Origin of the sequence: Streptomyces sp. NBC_00029, assembly GCF_045160505.1 — a bacterium.
Lineage (GTDB): Bacteria > Actinomycetota > Actinomycetes > Streptomycetales > Streptomycetaceae > Streptomyces.
In genome coordinates, this window is record NZ_CP108292.1 from 1,356,164 (window position 1) to 1,375,588 (window position 19,425).

The following is a 19,425-nucleotide window of genomic DNA, read 5'->3' on the forward strand; positions in this document are numbered from 1 at the left end:
GGCGCCGTACTAGGGCGTGTCCGGACCGGGCAGGGGACGGCACAGCAGCGCGGCCGGGGAGGGCCGCGAGCCCACGCGGGTGGTGAAGGCGATGCCCGCCGCGTACTCGGTGGTCAGGCACTGGCCCTTGTAGTGCCCGGAGGCGAAGTCCGCGCCGGGGCCGCCCTGCGGGCGGTTGTCCCCGCGGTCGAACCAGAGCGTCCGGCCGCCTGCGGGAAGGGCCGTACGGGACGGTGCGCAGAGCGCCGCCGACACCCGCTCGCCGCGCAGGCTGTAGCCGATCAGGAACTGGCCGCCCGGGCACTGGAACTTGGTGTAGCCGGTGGCCCAGTCGCCGCCCGCGGGGACGTGCGTCTCGTCGCGGACCACCGTGTGCCCGCCCGTCGGGGCGCGCAGGTCGGAGGTGCGGCACAGGCCGCGGCCGCCCGTGTGGGCGAGCCCGGTGAGGCGGGAGCCGTCGGGGCAGACCGCCTTGCGGGCCCCGCTGTCCCAGTCGCCAAAGGCGCGGGTGCGCAGCGAGGCGTTGTGGTCGCGGTGGTCGGTGGTCAGCTGGTACCAGGCGCTGGTGGCGGGGACCGGCCCGGTGCGGCCGGGCGTGGTGGCGAGCGGGGACCATCGGGCGGTGCGCCAGTCCCCCGCGTCCAGTACGCCGGAGCGGCGGCCGGCCGCGTCGTAGCGCAGGAGTGCCCAGCTGTCGCCACCCGGGTTGCCCTGGGCGTCGGTGCTCCAGCCGACGAGGGGCCAGTACGCGAAGTCGGCGTCGGAACGCGTCAGGTACGCGGTGAGGCGGTCGAACCAGGTGCGCGGTGCGGAGCCGGTTTCGTCGGCCCCGGTGCCGAACTCGCTGATCCAGACGGGGGCGGTGAAGTGCGTGCCGGTCTCGGCGGACACGAAGAAGGCCTGGTCGTACAGGGTCTGTTCGAGCTGTACCGCGGTCATGTCCTGGTAGCGGAGGTCGCTGGTCTCGCCGATGCCGGTGGCGCCGCTGTGCCGGGGGCCCGTGTAGCCGTAGAAGTGGGCCGAGTAGACCAGCTTGTTCGAGGTGACCAGGGTGTGGGAGAGGGTGCGTACGGGGGTCAGGGTGGGGCGGCCGTGCGGGAAGCCGTCCACGGGGAGCCCGAACCAGTTGATGCCCTCGACGACGATCAGCAGCTGGGGGTTGGCCTCGGTGAGGATGCGGTCGGCGGCCTCCTGGGCGGCGGCGTGCCAGTCGTGGTTGTCGCCGAGACCCCAGTTGGGGTCGTCGAGGAAGTCGCGGCGGACCTCGTTGTAGAGGTCGGCGCCGACCACGCGCGGGTTGTCCCGGTAGCGGCGGGCCAGGAAGACCCAGTCGTCGGCCCACTGGGCGGTGGAGCGGCCGCTGTTCCAGCGTTCGTTGCCGTCGAGGCCGCAGCACCAACGGGTGGTGACGGTGTGGTTGTTGAGGATGACGGCGAAGCCTGCGTCCGTGAGGGCCGCGACGACGGCGTCGTAGACCTGGAGGGGCGTGCGGCCGCGCAGGGCCGCATTGGCGGCGACGGCCGAGTCCGGGACGGGGGTGGTGTCGCGCAGCATCTCGTTGGAGAAGGGCAGCCGGATGCTGTTCAGCCCCAGGGCGCGGAAGTCGGCGAGCAGGGCGGGCAGGGGGGTGCGGTCCAGGCCGATGGGTATGCCGTGGGCGTTCTGCCCGCTGTGGTGCGTGGCGGGGTCGTTCCGGTCGCCGGAGCCGTTCCAGGACCCCTGGGCCCCGTCCCAGTTTCCGGAGCGCAGGCGGAAGCGGTTGCCCTGGGCGTCGACGATGTACCGGCCGCGGGTGGACAGCGGCGGGGTCCAGGCCTCACCGGGGCCGGTGCCGGTACCGCCCGCGGGCGGCGGGGCGGCGTGGGCGGGCGCGACGGCCGGCGCGGCGAGGGCGCCGATCACCAGCAGGAGGGCGCAGAGGACCGCGCGTAAGAGGCTCTTCATCGTGCTCCTGCCAGGATCCGGCCGTCCGGTCGGGCGGCTGCCGCGGGCAGGTTACCGGCGGGTCGCTTCTGGGGGAAGGGGAAGCCGAACGCACGGGCGCTTTCGGACGCCGGACGGCGCCGCCCCGTCCGCCCGGGCCGCCTGTCCGCCCGGGGCGGGCCGGGTCCGCCCGGGACCGGCCGGCGACGCGCGGGACCGCCTGCGACCGGTCGGATTCAGCCGGTCGGTGCGTGATCACGCACCGTCACCCTCACGAAACGGCCCCGCGCGGGGCCGCGTCCCTCTACCGTGCCCTGAGGCGATTCGGGCACGGCACCGGAGGGCGGGCGGATGGACGACCAGGAAGACATGCGGCTGGCGGGAATGACGCCGGAGATCTCCCGCCGCACCCTCACCCTGCTCCGCGGTCTCGCGGGCCTCGAACCGCCCGAGCAGGTCCCCGAGGAGGCCATGGTCGTCGCGGACGCGGTCCTGGCCGAGCACGGCACCGACGGGCTCCGCGTGCTGGTGATGACTCTGGCGGCCTGGGCGACGGCCCAGATCGAGAACGTCGCGGAACTGAGCGGCCGCAGTCACGAGGCGGTCCTGGACGCGATGGAGCTGGCCTGCCTCGAGGCGAATGCCGAGGACACTCCCTGAGGTCCCCGTCGGCCCGGGCCGCACAAGGCCACCGGCCGGCGTTCCCGGTCCGGGCGGGGAAGAAACCATGTCCCGTCCGGCCGCGATATGGCCCGCGTCGGCGACACTGGGGAGAGCAGGAGCGTCGTGGGGGGTCGTGATCGGAGGCCGTCGTGAGCACACCTTCCCCCATCAAGATCGCCGCCGTCCTGTCCACCGAGCACCGTGGACGGCTGATGTCCCAGGCCCGTGAGGTGAACTTCCCGGAGGGTGCGCGGATCTTCGACGAAGGCACGCGGGCGGATTCCTTCTGGATCGTGCGTTCCGGCACGGTGACGCTGGAGGTTCCCGTGCCCGGCCGTCGGCCGGCGCCCGTGGAGAACCTCGGTCCGGGTGAACTGGTGGGCTGGTCCTGGCTGTTCCCGCCGTACGTGTGGCAGCTCGGTGCGGAGGCGATGACACCGGTGCGGGCGTACGAGTTCGACGCCGCCACCGTCCGGATGCTGATGGACGCCGACCCCACCTTCGGCTCGGCCATCGGGCACTGGGTCGGGCGGGTCCTCGCGATGCGCCTCCAGCAGACCCGCACCCGCCTGCTGGAGCTCTACGCCCCGCGCCTGAGCCCCACCGCCTGACTCCCCCGGAGGGATTGCGGAGCCCGTCCCGGCAGATCAAAGCCGGGATGCGGCATGTTTCGGGGAGGTGTCCCGGTCGGTGTTCGGCCGATTCGGCGGCCCGCTCCCCCACAGGTCAGCTCGCTCGCACGGCTGCGGTCTGCAGTCATTCGTACACGATCGGTGACGAGAAATGGGGGTGCGAACGGGCGTTCACGGCTCGGGTCGGCAAGACTCTGTCCGCTATCCGAAACACCAACCCAAGGGAGTGTTCGAAATGCGGTCCATCGCAAAGGGTCTCGGGCTCGGTTCCGCCGCCATGGCGCTCACCGCGCTCACCGCACTGGCCTGGCCGGGCACGGCCGGAGCCGCACCGACCGGTACGGAGAGCCTGTACGCGCCGTCCGCGCTGGTGCTCAGTGTGACGGCCGGACCCGATGCCGACGCGGGCACGGTACTGCGCGCGGTGACGCTCGTCTGCTCGCCGACGCCGGGCGGAACGCACCCGAGCCCGGTCGCCGCGTGCGCGGAGTTACGCGCGAACGGCAGCGCACAGCTCGACCCGCTCGCCGCCCCGGTCCCCGACGCCGTCTGTACCAGGGAGTGGAACCCGATGACGGTGACGGCCGACGGGGTGTGGCAGGGCCGTCGGCTCAGCTACTCATACACCTTCGCCAACCCGTGCGGCCTGCGGAACACCTCCGGCACGACGTTCGGCTTCTGACCCCGCGTGAAACCGTGGGCCGGGCGGCGCCGTGCGACCGCCGTCCGGCTCACAAGGGGTTGCTGCCGTCCATGTTGAGCGCGTGTCCGGGCCGGAAGAACCGCTTGGCGAAGAAATGCCCGCGCTCCGCGGCCATCCGGAACCACGGCTCGGACGCCTCCAGTCCGTCCCGCTGCTCGACGAGGCGCCCCATCTCCCACATCGCCTCCACGTCCCCCAGCTCGACCGCGGCGCGCAGCAGCCGCTCGGCCTCGGTGAAGTCGTCCAGCAGCTTCTGCCGCATCGCGAGGGCCCGCATCGCGCGGGTGTTCCCGGCGTTCGCCGCGGCCTCGGCCGCCTCCAGCGTCGGGAACCTGCGGCGGTTCCGCCGCCATCGGAGCAGCAGGAGGAGGATGCCGGCACCCCAGACCACCCAGCCGGCCGTGGTCAGGGCCTCGCTGTCGTTCAGCCAGCCCAGGACACTGAGCACGGCGGCGACGAGCAGCAGCAGATACGACATGGCGTTCCCCCCGGAACAGCGCGGCAGCGATCGGGCCTCGCGCAGTCTAGGGCCATCGACCCGCCAACCACCCTGATTCTCAGCCGAGTTCGAGGCTTGTCACCCCGAACAGCTCGGCCAGGGCGAGGTCCGGGGCCGGCCCGGTGTACATCCGGGCGGTCTCGAAGACCGGGGCCAGGCCGAGGCCCTCGAACAGGGCGGCGGCCGCCGGGTTCGCGTCCGGTACGTCCACGGACACCAGCCCGTCGGGTGCATGCCCGGCCAGCCTCCGCAGCAGGGCCGCCGCCACGGCAGGGGTGGCCGCGTACAACGGGCCGATCCGGTGGGCGGCGCTGGACGGGCGGATCACGCCGAGACCCTCGACGCGTCCGTCCCGGACGGCGGCCAGGGCCGTCCGCCCGGGCAGACCGGTCCACGCGGAGAGGAAGGCGTCGCGCGGCGCAGGGAAGAACCGCCGGTCGTAGGCGGCGAGCACACCGAAGGGGAGGGTGCTCGCGTCCACGATCTCGACCCCGGCGGCGCCCTCCGCGGCGCCCCCGGCAGCGGGATCCTCGGCGCCGTCCTGCGGCACACCCTCGTAGCGGAAGTTGTTCCAGGCCCAACGGAATCCGGATTTGCGGTAGTTGTCCTGCTGGTCGACGACCCCGTCCAGGCCCACGAGCCGCCCGACGAGCCGGTCCATCCCGGCGTGCCACAGCCGGATGCCGTACCCCTGGCCGCGGAAGGCGGGCCGGGCGATGTAGAAGCCGATGAAGCCGAAGCCGTCGCCGTAGCGCACGGCGGAGATGCAGGCCACCGGCTCACCGTCCAGCCGCCCGACGAGGAACCCCTCGGGGTCGGCGACGGCGAAGGCGAAGCGGTCCGAGTCCCCCGGGTTCCAGCCCTCCTCGTCCGCCCAGTCACGGATCAGCTTCATGTCGGCGGCGCTCGCGCCGGTGATCTCGAATCCCGTCATGCCGGTGTTGTACCAGATGGGGACGGTGTGCACAGGAGTGCCTGATCGGCCGTCAACAGGCGGACGAAAGCTGCCCGGTCGGCCTCCCGGTGGAGGTCGCTGACCTGCCCGTCCCCCACCTCGACGACCCGCCAGACCCCGTCCGCGCGCAGGGCGAGGTCGGTGGTCACGAAGGGGCAGTCCAGAGCCTCGACGGCCGCGCGGACCGGTTCGAGGTCCGGTTCCGTGACTTCGGCGACCGGGCTGTCGGGGTGGGCGGTGACCATCCGGGGCGTCCCGTCCCGCCACCACACCCGCACCTCGGCGGCGGCCGCCCCGGGCGCGACGAAGTGCTCGAAGGCCCTCAGCACCACCCCGCCCGCCAGGAACTCGCCCTGCAGCTCGACGAAGCGGGCGACGACGCGGTGCAGAGCGGCCGGGTCGGCGAGGTCGGGGACGTAGCAGGCCTCGGCCCACTCGTGCTTGCGGGACTTCACGTAGTCCTTGACGACGGCGGCCCCCGGCGGCAGGCCCGCCGCGAGGGCGGCCAGCCCTTCCGGGTCCGGGACCGCCTCCGGCGCCGCCGGCAGCCAGCCGCTGACCGGGGTCAGTCCCGCGAAGGTCTCGTACCAGCCGGGAAGTTCGTGCGCCCGGCGGTACGCCTGCGGGGTGACGGCCAGGCCCCCGCCGCGCCGGCGCAGGGCCGCGTCCAGTTCGGCGTACCGGTCCGCGGGGACCATCCAGCCCCGGTACCAGACGGCGCCGGCCCCGTCGGGCACCCGAGCCACCGCCCGCTCGGCGTCCCCGGCGAGGAGCGCGTCGTGGTCGACGAGCGCGACCCTGCCCCCGGCGGCACGCAACTGCCGGGCCTCGGCCGCGAAATGGGCGTCGGCCCGGCGCTCGTTCAGCGGGTCGGAGCAGTAGAGAACGGTGGTCGCGGTCGTCGTCGCCATGCGCCCACCGTAGAGGGTGTCTCTTCCGGCGGGCCTTGTGGACCACCGTACGGGTTTCAGCCGGCGCAGATCACGTCGTCGAGCCGGATGGGCTTGGAGTCGAGGCGTACGTAGGCGGTGAAGGTGTCCGTGCCGCCGGAGTCCCAGTGGGTGGTCACGGTGGACCAGCCGACCGCGGCGGTCTGGGCGACGGTCACCGGGCCGATGCTGATGCGCTGCGGCTCGTTCTGGGCGCAGAGCAGGACGTCGACCTCCTCGTTCACCTGCTGTCTTTCCCTGAGGACCTGCGATACGTAGTTCTCCCGGTCGTGCGCGGAGGGGCCGTGGTGACCGTAGAAGCGGGTGAGGAAGTCGGTGATCTGGGCGGCGGTGTGCCCCTTCGCGGCGGACGGCGCGGCGAGGGCGGGGGCGGACGGCATGACCGGCAGCGCGAGCAGGGTCAGCAGCAGGACACCGAGGCGGTACGGCTTGAGCATCATGTCCGGTTTTGTACCCGCCACGCCGATGGATCGGGAGGGCGGAGCCCGGATCTCACTCCTGCGGGGGGCGGGATTCACCGCAGAAACGACCCTCCCGCGCTCTTCCGCGCTCACTCGCGCCCCCTCGCCGCCGGTGCGGGGAAATGGGCTCGCGGGCGGCCCGCGCCCGTACGTAGGGTCGACGCATGGGGAAGCCACTCGTCGCAGTGTTCAGCGGGGCCGGGATGTCCACCGACTCCGGAATTCCGGACTACCGGGGGCCTCAGGGCCTGTGGCGGCGGGATCCCGACGCCGAAAAGCTCGTGACCTACGAGTACTACATGGCCGATCCGGAGATCCGGCGCCGCTCCTGGCGGATGCGCGCCGAGATCGGCGCGCTCGCAGCGCGGCCGAACGCCGCGCACCTGGCGGTGGCGGAGCTGGAACGCGGCGGCACCCCGGTGCGGGTGATCACCCAGAACGTGGACGGGCTGCACCAGCTCGCCGGGATGCCGGACCGCAAGGTGTTCGAGCTGCACGGCAGCGCCCGCTCCGTGGTGTGCACGGCCTGCCACGCCCCGTCGGGCATGGAGGAGGCGCTGGCCCGGGTGGCCGCCGGGGAGCCGGATCCCGCCTGCCTGGTGTGCGGCGGGATCCTCAAGTCGGCGACCGTGATGTTCGGCCAGCGGCTCGATCCCGAGGTGCTCGGGCAGGCGATCGCCGTCGCCAAGGGGTGCCAGGTCTTCATCGCCGTGGGATCGACCCTGCAGGTGCAGCCCGCCGCGTCGCTCGCCGGGATGGCCGCGGAGGCCGGAGCCCGGCTGATCATCGTGAACGCGGAGGAGACCCCGTACGACCCGCTCGCCGACGAGATCGTGCGCGAGCCGATCGGTACCGCCCTCCCGGCCCTGCTGGCCAGGATCGCCGCGCCGTAGCCGCACGCACCGGAGCCAGGCCCCGGGGCCGGACCCGGGGCCGGGGCCGGCCCGCGCCCTATCCCGCGTCCGCCGCCCTGCGCATCTCCGCCACGTCCAGCTTCTTCATCTGCATCATGGCGGCGGTCGCCCGGGCGGCCCGCCCCGGGTCCGGGTCGGAGATCAGGTCGATGGCGCCCGCGGGGATGACCTGCCAGGACACGCCGAACGGGTCCTTGACCCAGCCGCAGACGCTCTCCTCGCCGCCCTCGCTGGTCAGCGCGTCCCAGTAGTAGTCCGCCTCCGCCTCGTCCGCGCAGTGGATCTGGAAGGAGATCGCCTCGCTGAAGGTGAACTGCGGGCCGCCGTTGAGGCCGATGAATTTCTGGCCGTTGATCTCGAACTCCACGACCATCACCGAGTCGGCCCGGCCGGGGCCGGCCTCCGTGTACCGGCCGATCCGGCCGAGCTTGCCGTCCTTGAAGACGGACAGGTAGTAGTCGGCGGCCGCTTCCGCGTTGCCGTCGAACCACAGACACGTGGTGAATCCGTTGCCGCTCATCTCTGCCTCCGGGCCGGTGAAGGGACGGTGGACACCGTCCCCTCACATACAGACCGGCCCCGGACCCGAAATTCATCGGTGGGTCCGGGGCCGGTCCGCGATCAGCCGGAAATTCGTCCGTTCGGCCTACTTGGCGGGCGCCGCACCCATCTCGAGCATGCGCGCGACGACGCGCTCGGTGGCGTTGCCCTTGTCCAGGTCGCAGAACTCGGCGCGGAACGCCGCCCGCGCCTCGGCGTACTCCGCCCCCACCGCGTCCGCGTTGCGCACGGCCTCGATCAGGCTCGCCGAGTCCGCCAGCAGCGGTCCCGGCGCCTTCGCCTCGAGGTCGAAGTTGAAGCCGCGCAGCGTCCCGCGGTAGTGCTCCAGGTCGTAGGTGAAGAGCAGGATCGGGCGGTCGGTGTGCGCGAAGTCGAAGATCGCGGAGGAGTAGTCCGAGATCAGCACGTCGGCGACCAGCAGCAGGTCGGCCGCGTCGGGCCAGCGCGAGACGTCGACGACGAACCCGTCGCGGACGCCCTCGCGGACCTGCTCCGTCACGTGGTGGTGGCCGCGGATCAGCAGGACGTGGTCCTCGCCGAGCTCACGGCGGGCCCGGTCCAGGTCGATCCGCAGGTCGAGCTTGTAACCGCCCGACCAGCCCTCGCAGTTCTCCCGCCACGTGGGCATGTAGAGGACGACCTTCTTGCCCTCCGGCAGGCCGAGCCGGCGCCGGACCTCCGCGATCCGCTGCGCGTCGGGCTTCACGAGCGCGTCCGTCCGCGGGCTGCCGGCCTCGATGACCTCGCCGTCGTAGCCGAGGGCGCGCTTGAGCAGCGGCGTGGCGTAGGAGCTCGGGGAGGCCAGCAGGGACCACTGCGCGCTGTCGTGCGCCAGGCCCTCCAGGATTTCCGGGCTCGTGTAGTAGTCGTGCACGAAGTCGTGACCGATCTGCTTGATCGGCGTGCCGTGCCAGGTCTGTACGACGACCTGACCGCTGCGGCGCTCGAAGCGCTGCGGCACATTGTCGTTGGTCACGTAGTAACGGGCGCGGGCCAGCACCTCCCACGACTCCACGCTGCCGTACTGCACGGCGCGGGCGGTCGAAGGAACCTCGGCGCGGCCGTCGCGGACCAGCCAGATGTGCTCCAGCTTCTCGCCGCGGCGCACCAGCTCCTCGTGGATGGCGCGCGGCGAGTCGCCGGAGCCCTGCCCCTGGAAGGTGTCGTAGACGACGATGTCCTTGACCGGCAGGGCGCGCTGCGCCGGGTAGGTCTCGAAGCGGGCCACGCGCTGCGCGTAGTGCGAGCGGTCGTGGGGGCTGATCAGCGGGTCGGCGACCAGCACCATGCGGTCGTGGAAGCGGGTCTCGACCCGCATCCGGCGGCCCTCGACCGTGATCGGGTGGGGGCCGGCGAAGAGGAGGCCGGGGCCCATCTGCACGGGGGCACCGCGGTCGACGCCGAGCAGACCGGCGGTGGTTCCGCCCTGGGCGACCGGGCGCAGCGTGGGCCACCAGCGGCCCTCGGGGAGCGTGGTGCGGCCGGCGTACGCCTCGGGGAGCACGGGCTTGAAGGTGGCTTCGAAGGTGTCGCCGTCGCGGGTGACGGGGTAGCTGAACTCCACGCCGTGCGCGTTGTGCACGACGAGCTCGTACGGCTCGTCGGCGGGCGCGACGAAGCGGCCCCGCAGGGTGAGGGTGCCGTCTTCCGCGGTGACCTCGTCGATCAGCGGCGGGGAGGGCTGCACGGAGAGGGTCAGGTGTCCGGTGTTCCCGCGCTTGGCGAAGAGGGTGCGGTCCGCGTTCTCGCCGGGCAGGGGAAGGACGAGGCCCTCGAATCCGCCGCGCTCGTCGTGGACCATGCGGTGCTCGGTGCCGTCGGGGCCGATGACGGAGAGGCCCCAGGGCTCGGGGGTCCACTCGCCGGGCTCGCACTCGGCGTCCGGTACGGCGGCCAGCTCGGCCAGCGGTACGCGGGCGGTGAACGAGGCCCGGCCGGCGCCGGACGCGGCGCTCTCCAGCGGGAAGGTCAATGCGGTACCGGTGGTGACGTGGACGGCCCGCAGCGCGGTGGCTCCGACGGCCTCGGCGGTGAGCTCGCCGACGATCTCGACGGCGTCGTCACCGGCGGCGTGGACGTCCAGGGCGCGGGCGCGGGCGATCTCCACCTGGATGGTGAGGGCGCCCGAGACGACCGGGACGATCCGCACGTCGGAAGCGACCCAGTGCGGGGGCGGGTTCTGGCCGGTGTCGTGCTCGCCGCCCCTGAGGCGGGCGCGGTGCAGGCCGCCGGCTCCGGTGACGGCGATGGACGTGGTCCATATCCCCTGGTTCCACTTGCCGCCCGACTGGAAGATGGACGGGTCGATGACGGCCGTGAAGCCGGCCCAGTCGGCGTGCCGCAGGGCGAGGTGCGGGGACTTCACCGTGGCCATCGGGGAGGCGACGGTACGGGCGCTGACGACCGAGCGGCGGCGCTTGCCGCCCTCGCGGAAGACCAGCATCTTGCGGGAGCCGAGGCGGCTCTCCGCACCGAGGTGGCCGGGGAGGGCGTAGCCGCGCAGCAGCAGCTTGCCGTCGGCCCAGGCCGCCTGCTCCAGACGGCTGACGACGCGGCGCTCGCGCGGGCCGAGGGTGAGGATCTTGGCCGGGACGGGCGGGCGGCCCTGCAGGAAGGGGTAGTCCGCCTGCGGACGGGCGAGGCCCTTGACCGGGACGCTGTAGCTGTAGTCGCGCTGGTGGTGCTGGAGCGCGATGAAGTCCTCGACGCGGCCCTCGCCGGCCAGGTACGCCTTGAGGCGGTCGGCGACGGTCAGGTCGGACCAGGGGCCGGTGCCGATCTCCCGGACGAGGCCGCCCACCTCCTTGACGAACGCGGCGCGGAAGTCCGGGCCGCCCTCACCGACGTACTTGTAGATGAGCGGGAGCTCCTCGCTCAGCACGTTGTAGTCGTAGTCGCGCAGGTAGCGGGTGTACTTGGCGCCCTGCTTGGCCTTGAGGGACTCGCGGACCAGGCGTACGGACTTGACCCGGTCGATGAGGGAGACCGGGTCGGTGGAGCGCTGGGTGATGGAGCGCTCGCCGGTCTCGCGGACGCGCCAGTGGTAGACGCAGTCGCTGATGATGTCGACGCTGGAGGCGAAGTAGTGCGCGGGGATGCTGACCGGGGCGTCCTCGTAGAGGATGCCCTCCGGGTACTGGAAGCCGTGCTTGTCCCAGAAGCTGCGCCGGTAGACCTTGTTCCACGCGGTGCGGTCGGTGACCAGCGCCGGGAACTTGGAGATGTGGGTCTTCAGCTGGGTGCGGGCGAAGGCCGCCCGGTGCCCCCAGGACTGCTGCATGCCGACCGACCGGAAGCGCTTCACGTTGCCACCCGCGAAGTCCGAACCCGTCTCGTCCAGCGCGTCGATGAGCCGCTGGTAGGCGTAGTCGGGCATCGTGTCGTCACTGTCGACGAAGGCCAGGTACTCGCTGTCCTTGTCGGCGTGGCGGGCACCCACGTTGCGGGCGGCGCCGAGGCCGGCGTTCTCCTGCATCACGACACGGAAGCGCTTGTCCTTGGCGGCGAACGCCTTGGCGATGACGGCGCTGGTGTCCGTGGATCCGTCGTCCACGAGGATGACCTCGAAGTCCTCGAAGGTCTGAGATGCGATGGACTCCAGGCACTCGTCGAGATAGAGCTCGACGTTGTAGACGGGGACGACGATGCTCAGGCGCGGGGGCATGGGTGGCGGTATCTCCAGCGTTTTATGCTTTATCGATGATCAGCTGCTCACAGCATCTTACTCTGTAACAGAGTCATAAACTCCACCCATATGGGGCATACGCAGCTGATCGCCAGGGCGGACGGCAAAGAATTCAGCCGTCCGCCACTTCGGCGATGCGGTTCGACGCGGCCAGACCGTGCCCGCCGGGGCCGGTCAGACCTCCAGTTCGGCCTCGATCTTCTTCAGTTGGTGGCGGGCCATCGCGAGGTTGGCCCGCCCCTTGTCGAGTGCCAGGTAGAGGAAGAAGCCCGTGGAACCACGGCCCTTCATCAGCCGGATCAGGTGGTACTGGCCGCCGAGGGTGATGAGGATGTCCTCGATCTCGTCCTTGAGGCCGAGCATCTCCATCGTGCGGACCTTCGCGCGGACCACGTCCGTGTTGCCCGCTGCCGCGACCGCGAGGTCGAGGTCCTTGCCTCCCCCGATGGTTCCGAGGGCCATGCCGCTGCCGTAGTCGACGAGGGCGGCGCCGATCGCACCTTCGATCGCGGTGGTGGCTTCCTTGAGTGCGGTCTCAACATTGACCATGAGAGGTTCCTCTTTCTCGTTTCACTGTGAGTGAGTTGTGAGTGGGTTGTGACGGGTGTGTGACTGGCTGTAGCTGTGGCGGCACGTTCCGGACCCGCCGGGTCCCGCCGCCGACCGGAGCTCGAATCACCCGGGCGGGGTTGCGGGACCCCGTCGCGCGAGGGTGCGGTCGATCAGTTCGGCTATCCGGAGACTGGAGCGCCGGGCCTCCAGGTGCAGGCGCCCGACGTTGACGCGCGGCTCGGCGGTCAGGGTGAGGACGGCCGCCAGGCCTGCCGCGTAGGTGGCGACGTATCCGTCCTCGCCGCGCACGAGCAGTTCGCGGAACGCGCCCTGGCCGGTGGTGTCGCTCAGCCGCTGGGCCACGCCGAGGGCGGCGGCCGTGAGCGCCGCCACGGACTCGGCCTCGGCGGCGGCGCTGTCCTGGGCGAGGACGAAGCCGTCGGCGCTCGCGGCGAGGGCGCCGGTGAGCTGGGGCACCCGGGCCCGCAGTCTGCGGAGCTCGGCGAGTATCTCGGCCTCCGTCTCGGGGGGCACCGTACTCATGTCGGCCTTACTCCTTTCGGGCTGCCTACGCTCGGAGCGGTCGGCGCGCAGGGCCGGTCGCAGCGGGAGCCTCACAGGCTTGCCTCCAGTGCGTCGCGTAACCGGCGGAGCAGCGCCACGTCCGGGGATTGGGCCTCGGTCATCCAGTCGGGCAGGGGTGCCACGGCCGGTGGCGGGGCCGGGGTGTGCGGGGTCTCGACCAGTCCGGCCGCCGCGAGGCGCCGTACGTCGAGCAGGGTGTGGAAGGCGGGCCGGCCCAGGACCCACGCGAGGTCGGCCGGGGTGCGATGGCCGTCGGCGCGGCCCAGCAGGGTCCGCTGCCGGGCGGTGATCGTCTGGCCGGGCGCGGCGGCCCTGGGTACTACGGGGGAGGTGTCCAGCAGCGGGTACGGCCAGACCGCGTCGAGGAGGTCCCGGCGGCGCCGGGTCTCCCGTTCCACGGCTGCGGCGGGAACGGAGCGGACGGAGCCGATCCAGTGGGTGGCCCCGCGGCGGAACCGGGAGGGGCCGCTGCCCGGGGAGAGTGCGAAGAAGGCGGCGTCGAATATGGCGGCGAGGTGGCATATCTCCAGCTCTCCGCCGGCGAGCCCGCCGCTGTCCACGAGGAAACGGGCGACCTGGCGGCGGGCACCGGCCCGGTCCACCGCCTCCCGCCAGCGCTCGGGGGCGAGCCCGCCGCCGGTGGTGAGCAGGACGTCGAGGCCGGGGGTGGCCGGGCTCTCCGCGTGCACGACGCGGCCGTCCTCCAGGAAGAGGGTGCCGCGGTCGCGGAGCAGGGCGCCGGTGGCACGTTCGGCGGCGAGTCGGGTGAGTAGGGGGGAAACGGCTGCGAAGGCGTTCGCCGCCGTGGCCGGGACGGTCATCTGAGCACCAGTCCCTCGGCCAGTGCGCGGAGCCTGTGACGCGCGAGGGCGAGATTGCCGTCGGCGCGGTCGAGCCACAGGTGCAGGAATACGCTGCTGTCGAAGCTCGTCTCGACGAAGCGCAGTACGTGGTATCCAGTGCGGGTGGTGACGATCAGATCCTCGACGGGCGGGCCGGCCGGTAAGCCGGCGGACGAAGCGGCGGAGGGAACGGCTCCGCCACCGTGTGCCGAGTCGGTCTCCGATGGTGCGAAGGACTCGTACTCGGCGGCCGCCCGGGCCAGTTCGGCCGTCTCGGCGGCGGTGGTCTCGTGGTCACCCACGGGCGACTCCCCCGCGGTGCCGAGGGCCAGTCCGCTGCTCCAGTCGACCAGCGCGGCCCCCCGCGCACCAGGCAGGGCCATGGCTTCGAGCAGGCATTCGTCGATCCCGGGCACGCGGGCTCCCCTCCCGGCCGGACGTGCGGGGTGCACGGTCGTACGGCGCGACAGGAGGGAACTTACTCAAGTTCCACAGTACGAAAGGGCGTTCTGGCATTTTCCGCTGGAACATGCCAGGAAGGGTGCGAGAGCTTGGCCGGAACGCGTCAGAATTTGATCACGAAGCGAGCGGAAGATCGTCCGCGAGACGGAACGACCCTCCCTCGCGCTCCACATAGCCCTCGTGGCTGAGCGTGCGCAGCAGGTGGTACACGGTGGGCAGGGGGATCCCGGTGAGCCGGGCGAGCCGTTTGGCCGTCGCCCCGCCCTCCGCGGACATCGCTTCCAGGAGGCGCAGAGCGCGCTGCACGGAACCGATCAGGGTGGGTGTGCTGTCCTTCTGAGTGTGGTCGGTGCCCATGACTGGTCCCCCTGCTCGGTACGACGTCTGGCAAACCCATCAAAGTCGCTCACCGGGCGCAAAACCAGCGGACTCGCGTAAACCTGAGCATAAGATCACCGCATCCCGGAGCCTGACCGTCCGCTAGCGCGTACAGGTCACGTACGCCGGGAGCGCCGTGTCCGCGATCAGGTGGCGCGGCAGGCACAGCCCGAAGCGGCGCTCCACGACGGCGAGGGTGCGGCGGTCGCGGTCCGCGTCCGGTTCGTCGGCCGGGCGGGCGCACGCGCCGTCCGGGGTGAGGATCCCGGCCGCGATCAGCTCCGGGAGCAGGAAGTCCGGCCGGTGGCCGCCGCGCCAGCACTCCTCGCCGAGGCCGAAGCAGCACACCAGCTCACCGTCCAGGGCGTACGCGAACTGCTTGGGCGGGTGGTCGGGCTGCGGGTCGAGGTGGACCGCCTCGACACCGCCCCGGGAGACCTCGGCGAGCCGTTCCGCTCCGGCCGGCAGGCCGTGCTCGACGGCGAAGGACCAGCCGCCCCACCTGCCGACGCGGGCCACGCCGTCGCCGTCCGCCGTCTCGGTGACCATGCTCCAGGCGTCCGGTGCGCCCAGCGGCCCGGGGTGCACGCCCGGCAGCGCGCCGAGGCGTGCGGCGAGTTCGTCGGGACCTATGCCCCGGGCGAAGGTCAGACCGGCGAACCACTGGTCCCAGTCGGCAAGCCACCGGATCCCGTGCGCCGCATCCTCTGCGACATCCGTTATATCCGTGATGTCCGCCATCTACGCACTCCCCACGGTTTCCCCACCCCGCCGGCGCTTGTTCACCGGCACGATAGTCAGTCCGCGGGCTTCTCCGGGAGGAGGCGCTCGACCATCGTGTGAATGAGCCCCTGCACCGAGTGCGCCTCGAGCATCGCCGGGGCGGTCAGATCGTCCACGATCAGGCCGAGCATCGCCAGGTACATCAGGACCACGCCATGCCGGTCCCCGGGCAAACCCGCGTCCAGGTGCCACCTGACGTTGGCCTCCAGCTCCAGGCCCTGGAAGGACGCGAGCTCCGCCTGGAGTTCGGGGCGCCGGGTGCCCTCCAGCCGCAGCTCCAGCATCGCGATGTGCACACTGCGCTCGCGCCGCATCCGGTCCAGGAGCCGGCCGAGCAGGACCTCGGTGTCCAGCGGGCCGGCGAGGTCCGCCGGATCCGGGACCAGCCGCTCCCTGGTGCGGTGCAGGATCTGCACGAGCAGCTGGGAGCGGTTGGCGAAGTAGTTCGAGGCCGTGCCCGTGGGCACGCCCGCCTCGGCGTCCACCGCGCGCAGGGTCAGGCCGCGCGAGCCCTCGCGCGCCAGGACTTCGATGGCGGCGTCGAGCAGCGCGGCGCGGCGCTGCGGGTTCTGGCGCATGGGCGTTCCTGGGTGTGGAGGGGGCACATCGGGTGATCACTGCAGGTGCAGTGCTTCGCACAAGGTAGCGGACGCGGCCGGTCCGGGCCCTCCCCACCGCCCCCTCCCCCGTGTCAGGCTGCGCGTCATGGAGCGGATCATCGAGGAGATACGCGAGGACCTGACCCGCCGGATCGCCGTGGCGGCGGACCGGCTCGCCGACCGCACGCTGGCCGAAGACCCCGCCTACGCCGCCCTGCTGGGCCGGGCCGAGCTGCGCGAGCGGATCCACCACAACCTCCACCAGGCCGTCGAGGGCCTGGTCCGCAGCTCCCGCGGTCTGCCGGTGGAGCTCGCCGACGCCCGGGCGGCCGGCGCGCTCCGCGCCGAACAGGGACTGCCGCTCGCCTCCGTGCTGCGCACCTACCGCCGCGGCGGCCGGCTGCTCTGGCAGAGCCTCACCGAGGCCGTGACCGCGCACGACCGGACGGAGCTGCCGCGGCTGCTGCCGGGGGCGGCCGCGCTGTGGGACGTACTGGAGCAGACGACGGACGCGGTGACCGAGTCGTACCGCCGGGCGGAGGCCGCCCACGGCGACCGGAACCGCGAGCGCCGGGCGGCCCTGCTGGACGTGCTGCTCGACGGCGGGGCGGGTACCGACGAGCCGTCGGCCGAGGCCACCGGGGCGGCGGCCGTGCAGCTGGGGCTGCCGGAGCGGGGCCGCTTCGCCGTGGTCGTGCTGGCCGGCGACCGCTCCGGCACGCCCGCCGCCCCGCCCGGCCCGACCGCCGCCCCCGCCTCCGCCGTCCCGGCCGGCGGGCCCGGCGCCGCCTCCGGCCCGCGCGTCTGGTGGCGGATCCGCGCCGACGGGGAGACCGGCCTGGTGGAACTGGGCCACCATCCGCTGGAGTCCGTACGGGAACTGCTCGCGCCCTTCGGGCTGCGCGCGGGGGTCGGCCCGGTCGTGGGGACGCCGGCCGAGGTGGCCCGGTCGCACCGGCTGGCCGCGCTCGCACTGCGCACCGCCCCCGAGTCAGGGGGCCCGCTCACCACGCTGCTGGACGAACGGCTGCCGGCGGCGCTGATCGCGGCGCAGGCCGAACTCGCGGGCCGGCTGCGCCAGGTGGTGCTCGGTCCGGTGCTCGCGCTGCCCGCCGAGGACCGCCGGACGCTGCTGACCACCCTGGGTACCTGGCTGAACTGCCAGGGCTCGACCACGTACGCCGCGCAGCGGCTGTACTGCCACCGCAACACGGTCTCCAACCGGCTGCGCCGCCTGGAGCAGCTCACCGGCCGTTCCCTGTCCGACCCCCGGCATGTGGTGGAACTGGCGCTCGCGCACTCGGCGGTGCTGCAGCGCGGCGCCGCGGAGCCGGCTACCCGTCCCGCCCTGCCCGATCAGCGGGTTTCGCAGACTCCAGGAGGTACGGCACGTCGATCACCGCGACGCCGGGCGTGAACAGCAGCCGCGCCTTGAGCCGCAGGGCGTTCTGGTTGTGCAGGGGCTGCTCCCACCAGTGGCCCACCACGTACTCGGGGATCACCACGGACAGCATGTCCGTGGAGGATGCGGCGGCCAGTTCCTGGACGTGGGCCATGATCGGACCGACCACCTCCCGGTACGGCGAGTGCAGGATCTTCAGCGCGAGGCCGGTGTCGTGCTCCGCCCACACCTCGCGCAGCCGGGCAGCCTCGGCCTCGTCCGCCGCCACGGTGACCGCCGTCAGGCTGTCGGGGCGCAGCCCCTGCGCGTAGCCGATGGCCTTGAGCGTCGGGGCCTGTACGGCGGCGACCAGCACCAGCACGTGGTGACGGGCGGGCTTGCGAGGGGCGGCGTCGGGGGCGATGGCGACCTGCCGGGCGACCTGGTCGTAGTGGCGGCGCACGCCCTTCATGCCGAGGAAGAGCAGCGGCATCGCGATGACGACCAGCCAGGCTCCGTGCGTGAACTTGGTGAGCAGGACGATGACCAGGACCAGGGCGGTCAGGGTGGCGCCGACCGCGTTGATGGCGAGCCTGCGGTGGATGTGGATCCGTTCCTCGTGCGGGGTGGAGGGTGAGGCGAGCTCCTTCCTCCAGTGCCGGACCATGCCCGACTGGGAGAGGGTGAAGGAGACGAAGACGCCGATGATGTAGAGCTGGATGAGGCGGGTCAGCTCGGCGTCGAAGGCCACGATGAGGGCGATGGCGGCGAGTGCGAGCAGGACGACGCCGTTGGAGTAGACGAGCCGGTCGCCGCGGTTGAAGAGCTGGCGGGGCGCGTAGCGGTCCCTGGCCAGGATCGAGGCGAGCATCGGGAAGCCGTTGAAGGCCGTGTTCGCGGCGAGGATCAGCACGCCCGCGGTGACGGCCTGGAGCAGGTAGAAGAGGAAGTGCCAGCTGCCGAAGGTGGCTCGGCCGATCTGGGCGAGGGCCGTGGAGGTCGCGGTGCCCGCAGGCAGCCCCAGTTCGGTGGGGTCGGCCGCGACGTGCACCTGGTAGGACATGGCGAGGGCGGTGATGCCGACGAACATCGTCACGGAGAGCACGCCCATCGCGGCGAGCGTGGTCGCGGCGTTCTTCGCCTTGGGCTTGCGGAAGGCGGGGACGCCGTTGCTGATCGCCTCGACGCCCGTGAGGGCGGTGCATCCGGAGGCGAAGGCGCGCATCGTGAGGAACACGAGGGCGAATCCGGTGTAGGTGTCGACGGGGATGATCGGGAGGTCGGCGGATTCGGCGCGGATGGTCTCCCCGGTCCCCAGCCGTACGGCGGCGACGGCGAACATGAGGTAGATGACGAGGACGAAGCCGTAGGTGGGGATGGCGAAGACGCGGCCCGACTCCCGTACGCCGCGCAGGTTCATCAGGGTCAGCAGCACCACGAAGGCGACGGACAGGGCCACTTCGTGGTCGTTGAGCGAGGGAACGGCCGAGGTGATGGCGGAGACGCCGGAGACGACGGAGACGGCGACGGTCATCACGTAGTCGACGAGCAGGGCGCTGGCGGCGGTGAGCGCGGCGGTCTGCCCGAGGTTCTCGGAGCTGACGATGTACGCGCCGCCCCCGCCGGGATAGGCGTGGCAGGTCTGGCGGTACGAGGCGACGACGACGACGAGGAGGAAGACGATGGCGGCGGCCGCGTACCAGGTGAGGTGCAGCAGTGCGACGCCGCCGAGGGCGAGGATCAGCAGGATCTCCTCGGTGGCGTAGGCCACGGAGGAGAGCGGGTCGCTGCAGAAGATCGGCAGGGCGAGCCTCTTGGGCAGCAGGGTCTCACCCAGGCGGGAGGTGTCGAGGGGTTCCCCGACCAGCATGCGTTTCGCATTGATACGCCTCATTCG

Annotated in this window: 19 protein-coding genes and 1 pseudogene; 5 read left to right on the forward strand and 15 right to left on the reverse strand. The window is 72.3% G+C overall.

Annotation, left to right across the window (positions count from 1 at the left end):
* Positions 1 to 9: 9 nt before the first annotated feature.
* Complete coding sequence (locus OG753_RS06755; RefSeq protein WP_405787624.1) at positions 10 to 1,944, reverse strand: glycoside hydrolase family 5 protein; 1,935 nt, start codon at positions 1,942 to 1,944, stop codon at positions 10 to 12.
* 330 nt (positions 1,945 to 2,274) lie between these two features.
* On the opposite strand from OG753_RS06755, the gene OG753_RS06760 reads away from it, so the two are divergent.
* The 3 genes from OG753_RS06760 to OG753_RS06770 all read left to right on the forward strand — a co-directional run bounded on the left by OG753_RS06760 (position 2,275) and on the right by OG753_RS06770 (position 3,900).
* Complete coding sequence (locus tag OG753_RS06760; RefSeq protein WP_327260876.1) at positions 2,275 to 2,583, forward strand: hypothetical protein; 309 nt, start codon at positions 2,275 to 2,277, stop codon at positions 2,581 to 2,583.
* A 152-nt stretch (positions 2,584 to 2,735) separates the two neighbouring features.
* Complete coding sequence (locus OG753_RS06765; protein WP_327260877.1) at positions 2,736 to 3,197, forward strand: cyclic nucleotide-binding domain-containing protein; 462 nt, start codon at positions 2,736 to 2,738, stop codon at positions 3,195 to 3,197.
* Between the two features lie 256 nt (positions 3,198 to 3,453).
* Complete coding sequence (locus tag OG753_RS06770; RefSeq protein WP_327260878.1) at positions 3,454 to 3,900, forward strand: subtilase-type protease inhibitor; 447 nt, start codon at positions 3,454 to 3,456, stop codon at positions 3,898 to 3,900.
* 49 nt (positions 3,901 to 3,949) lie between these two features.
* Here the strand turns inward: OG753_RS06770 and OG753_RS06775 are convergent, their stop codons facing one another.
* The 4 genes from OG753_RS06775 to OG753_RS06790 all read right to left on the reverse strand — a co-directional run bounded on the left by OG753_RS06775 (position 3,950) and on the right by OG753_RS06790 (position 6,765).
* Positions 3,950 to 4,399: a sel1 repeat family protein gene (locus OG753_RS06775; RefSeq protein WP_327260879.1), complete on the reverse strand. Its 450-nt coding sequence runs from the start codon at positions 4,397 to 4,399 to the stop codon at positions 3,950 to 3,952.
* Positions 4,400 to 4,478: 79 nt separating this feature from the next.
* Positions 4,479 to 5,354 (reverse strand): GNAT family N-acetyltransferase, encoded by an 876-nt coding sequence (locus OG753_RS06780; protein ID WP_327260880.1) that lies wholly within the window; start codon positions 5,352 to 5,354, stop codon positions 4,479 to 4,481.
* Positions 5,351 to 6,286, reverse strand: coding sequence for an ATP-grasp domain-containing protein (locus OG753_RS06785; protein WP_327260881.1), 936 nt, complete (start codon positions 6,284 to 6,286; stop codon positions 5,351 to 5,353). Before OG753_RS06785 ends, OG753_RS06780 begins: the two co-directional genes overlap by 4 nt.
* A gap of 56 nt (positions 6,287 to 6,342) precedes the next feature.
* Entirely contained in the window at positions 6,343 to 6,765 is a 423-nt protein-coding gene (locus OG753_RS06790; protein WP_327260882.1) for a hypothetical protein, read from the reverse strand.
* Positions 6,766 to 6,950: 185 nt separating this feature from the next.
* On the opposite strand from OG753_RS06790, the gene OG753_RS06795 reads away from it, so the two are divergent.
* Entirely contained in the window at positions 6,951 to 7,679 is a 729-nt protein-coding gene (locus OG753_RS06795; RefSeq protein ID WP_405787625.1) for an SIR2 family NAD-dependent protein deacylase, read from the forward strand.
* A 58-nt stretch (positions 7,680 to 7,737) separates the two neighbouring features.
* Here OG753_RS06795 and OG753_RS06800 read toward each other — a convergent pair whose 3' ends face one another.
* The 9 genes and pseudogenes from OG753_RS06800 to OG753_RS06840 all read right to left on the reverse strand — a co-directional run bounded on the left by OG753_RS06800 (position 7,738) and on the right by OG753_RS06840 (position 16,126).
* Positions 7,738 to 8,220 carry a VOC family protein gene (locus tag OG753_RS06800; RefSeq protein ID WP_405787626.1) on the reverse strand — a complete coding sequence of 161 codons (483 nt, stop codon included), beginning with the start codon at positions 8,218 to 8,220 and terminating at the stop codon, positions 7,738 to 7,740.
* 126 nt (positions 8,221 to 8,346) lie between these two features.
* On the reverse strand, positions 8,347 to 11,925 hold the full coding sequence (locus OG753_RS06805; RefSeq protein ID WP_327260885.1) for a bifunctional glycosyltransferase family 2 protein/CDP-glycerol:glycerophosphate glycerophosphotransferase: 3,579 nt from the start codon (positions 11,923 to 11,925) through the stop codon (positions 8,347 to 8,349).
* A gap of 195 nt (positions 11,926 to 12,120) precedes the next feature.
* Positions 12,121 to 12,495: a hypothetical protein gene (locus OG753_RS06810; RefSeq protein ID WP_327260886.1), complete on the reverse strand. Its 375-nt coding sequence runs from the start codon at positions 12,493 to 12,495 to the stop codon at positions 12,121 to 12,123.
* A 126-nt stretch (positions 12,496 to 12,621) separates the two neighbouring features.
* Positions 12,622 to 13,041, reverse strand: a complete 420-nt coding sequence (locus OG753_RS06815; RefSeq protein WP_327260887.1) for a roadblock/LC7 domain-containing protein — start codon at positions 13,039 to 13,041, stop codon at positions 12,622 to 12,624.
* A 71-nt stretch (positions 13,042 to 13,112) separates the two neighbouring features.
* On the reverse strand, positions 13,113 to 13,904 hold the full coding sequence (locus OG753_RS06820) for a transcriptional regulator (RefSeq protein ID WP_327260888.1): 792 nt from the start codon (positions 13,902 to 13,904) through the stop codon (positions 13,113 to 13,115).
* On the reverse strand, positions 13,901 to 14,341 hold the full coding sequence (locus OG753_RS06825; RefSeq protein ID WP_327260889.1) for a hypothetical protein: 441 nt from the start codon (positions 14,339 to 14,341) through the stop codon (positions 13,901 to 13,903). Before OG753_RS06825 ends, OG753_RS06820 begins: the two co-directional genes overlap by 4 nt.
* 181 nt (positions 14,342 to 14,522) lie before the next feature.
* Positions 14,523 to 14,744 (reverse strand): annotated as a pseudogene (locus OG753_RS06830) (helix-turn-helix domain-containing protein); the annotation flags it as partial.
* 123 nt (positions 14,745 to 14,867) lie between these two features.
* Positions 14,868 to 15,506, reverse strand: coding sequence for a DUF6461 domain-containing protein (locus tag OG753_RS06835; protein ID WP_405787627.1), 639 nt, complete (start codon positions 15,504 to 15,506; stop codon positions 14,868 to 14,870).
* Positions 15,507 to 15,562: 56 nt separating this feature from the next.
* A complete protein-coding gene (locus OG753_RS06840; RefSeq protein WP_405787628.1) occupies positions 15,563 to 16,126 on the reverse strand; it encodes a TetR/AcrR family transcriptional regulator in 564 nt (187 codons plus the stop codon).
* Positions 16,127 to 16,253: 127 nt separating this feature from the next.
* Here OG753_RS06840 and OG753_RS06845 point away from each other — a divergent pair, with 127 nt between their 5' ends.
* Positions 16,254 to 17,564, forward strand: coding sequence for a PucR family transcriptional regulator (locus tag OG753_RS06845; RefSeq protein ID WP_405787629.1), 1,311 nt, complete (start codon positions 16,254 to 16,256; stop codon positions 17,562 to 17,564).
* Here the strand turns inward: OG753_RS06845 and OG753_RS06850 are convergent.
* Positions 17,482 to 19,422, reverse strand: coding sequence for an APC family permease (locus OG753_RS06850; RefSeq protein WP_405787630.1), 1,941 nt, complete (start codon positions 19,420 to 19,422; stop codon positions 17,482 to 17,484). The genes OG753_RS06845 and OG753_RS06850 overlap by 83 nt on opposite strands.
* Positions 19,423 to 19,425 lie beyond the last annotated feature (3 nt).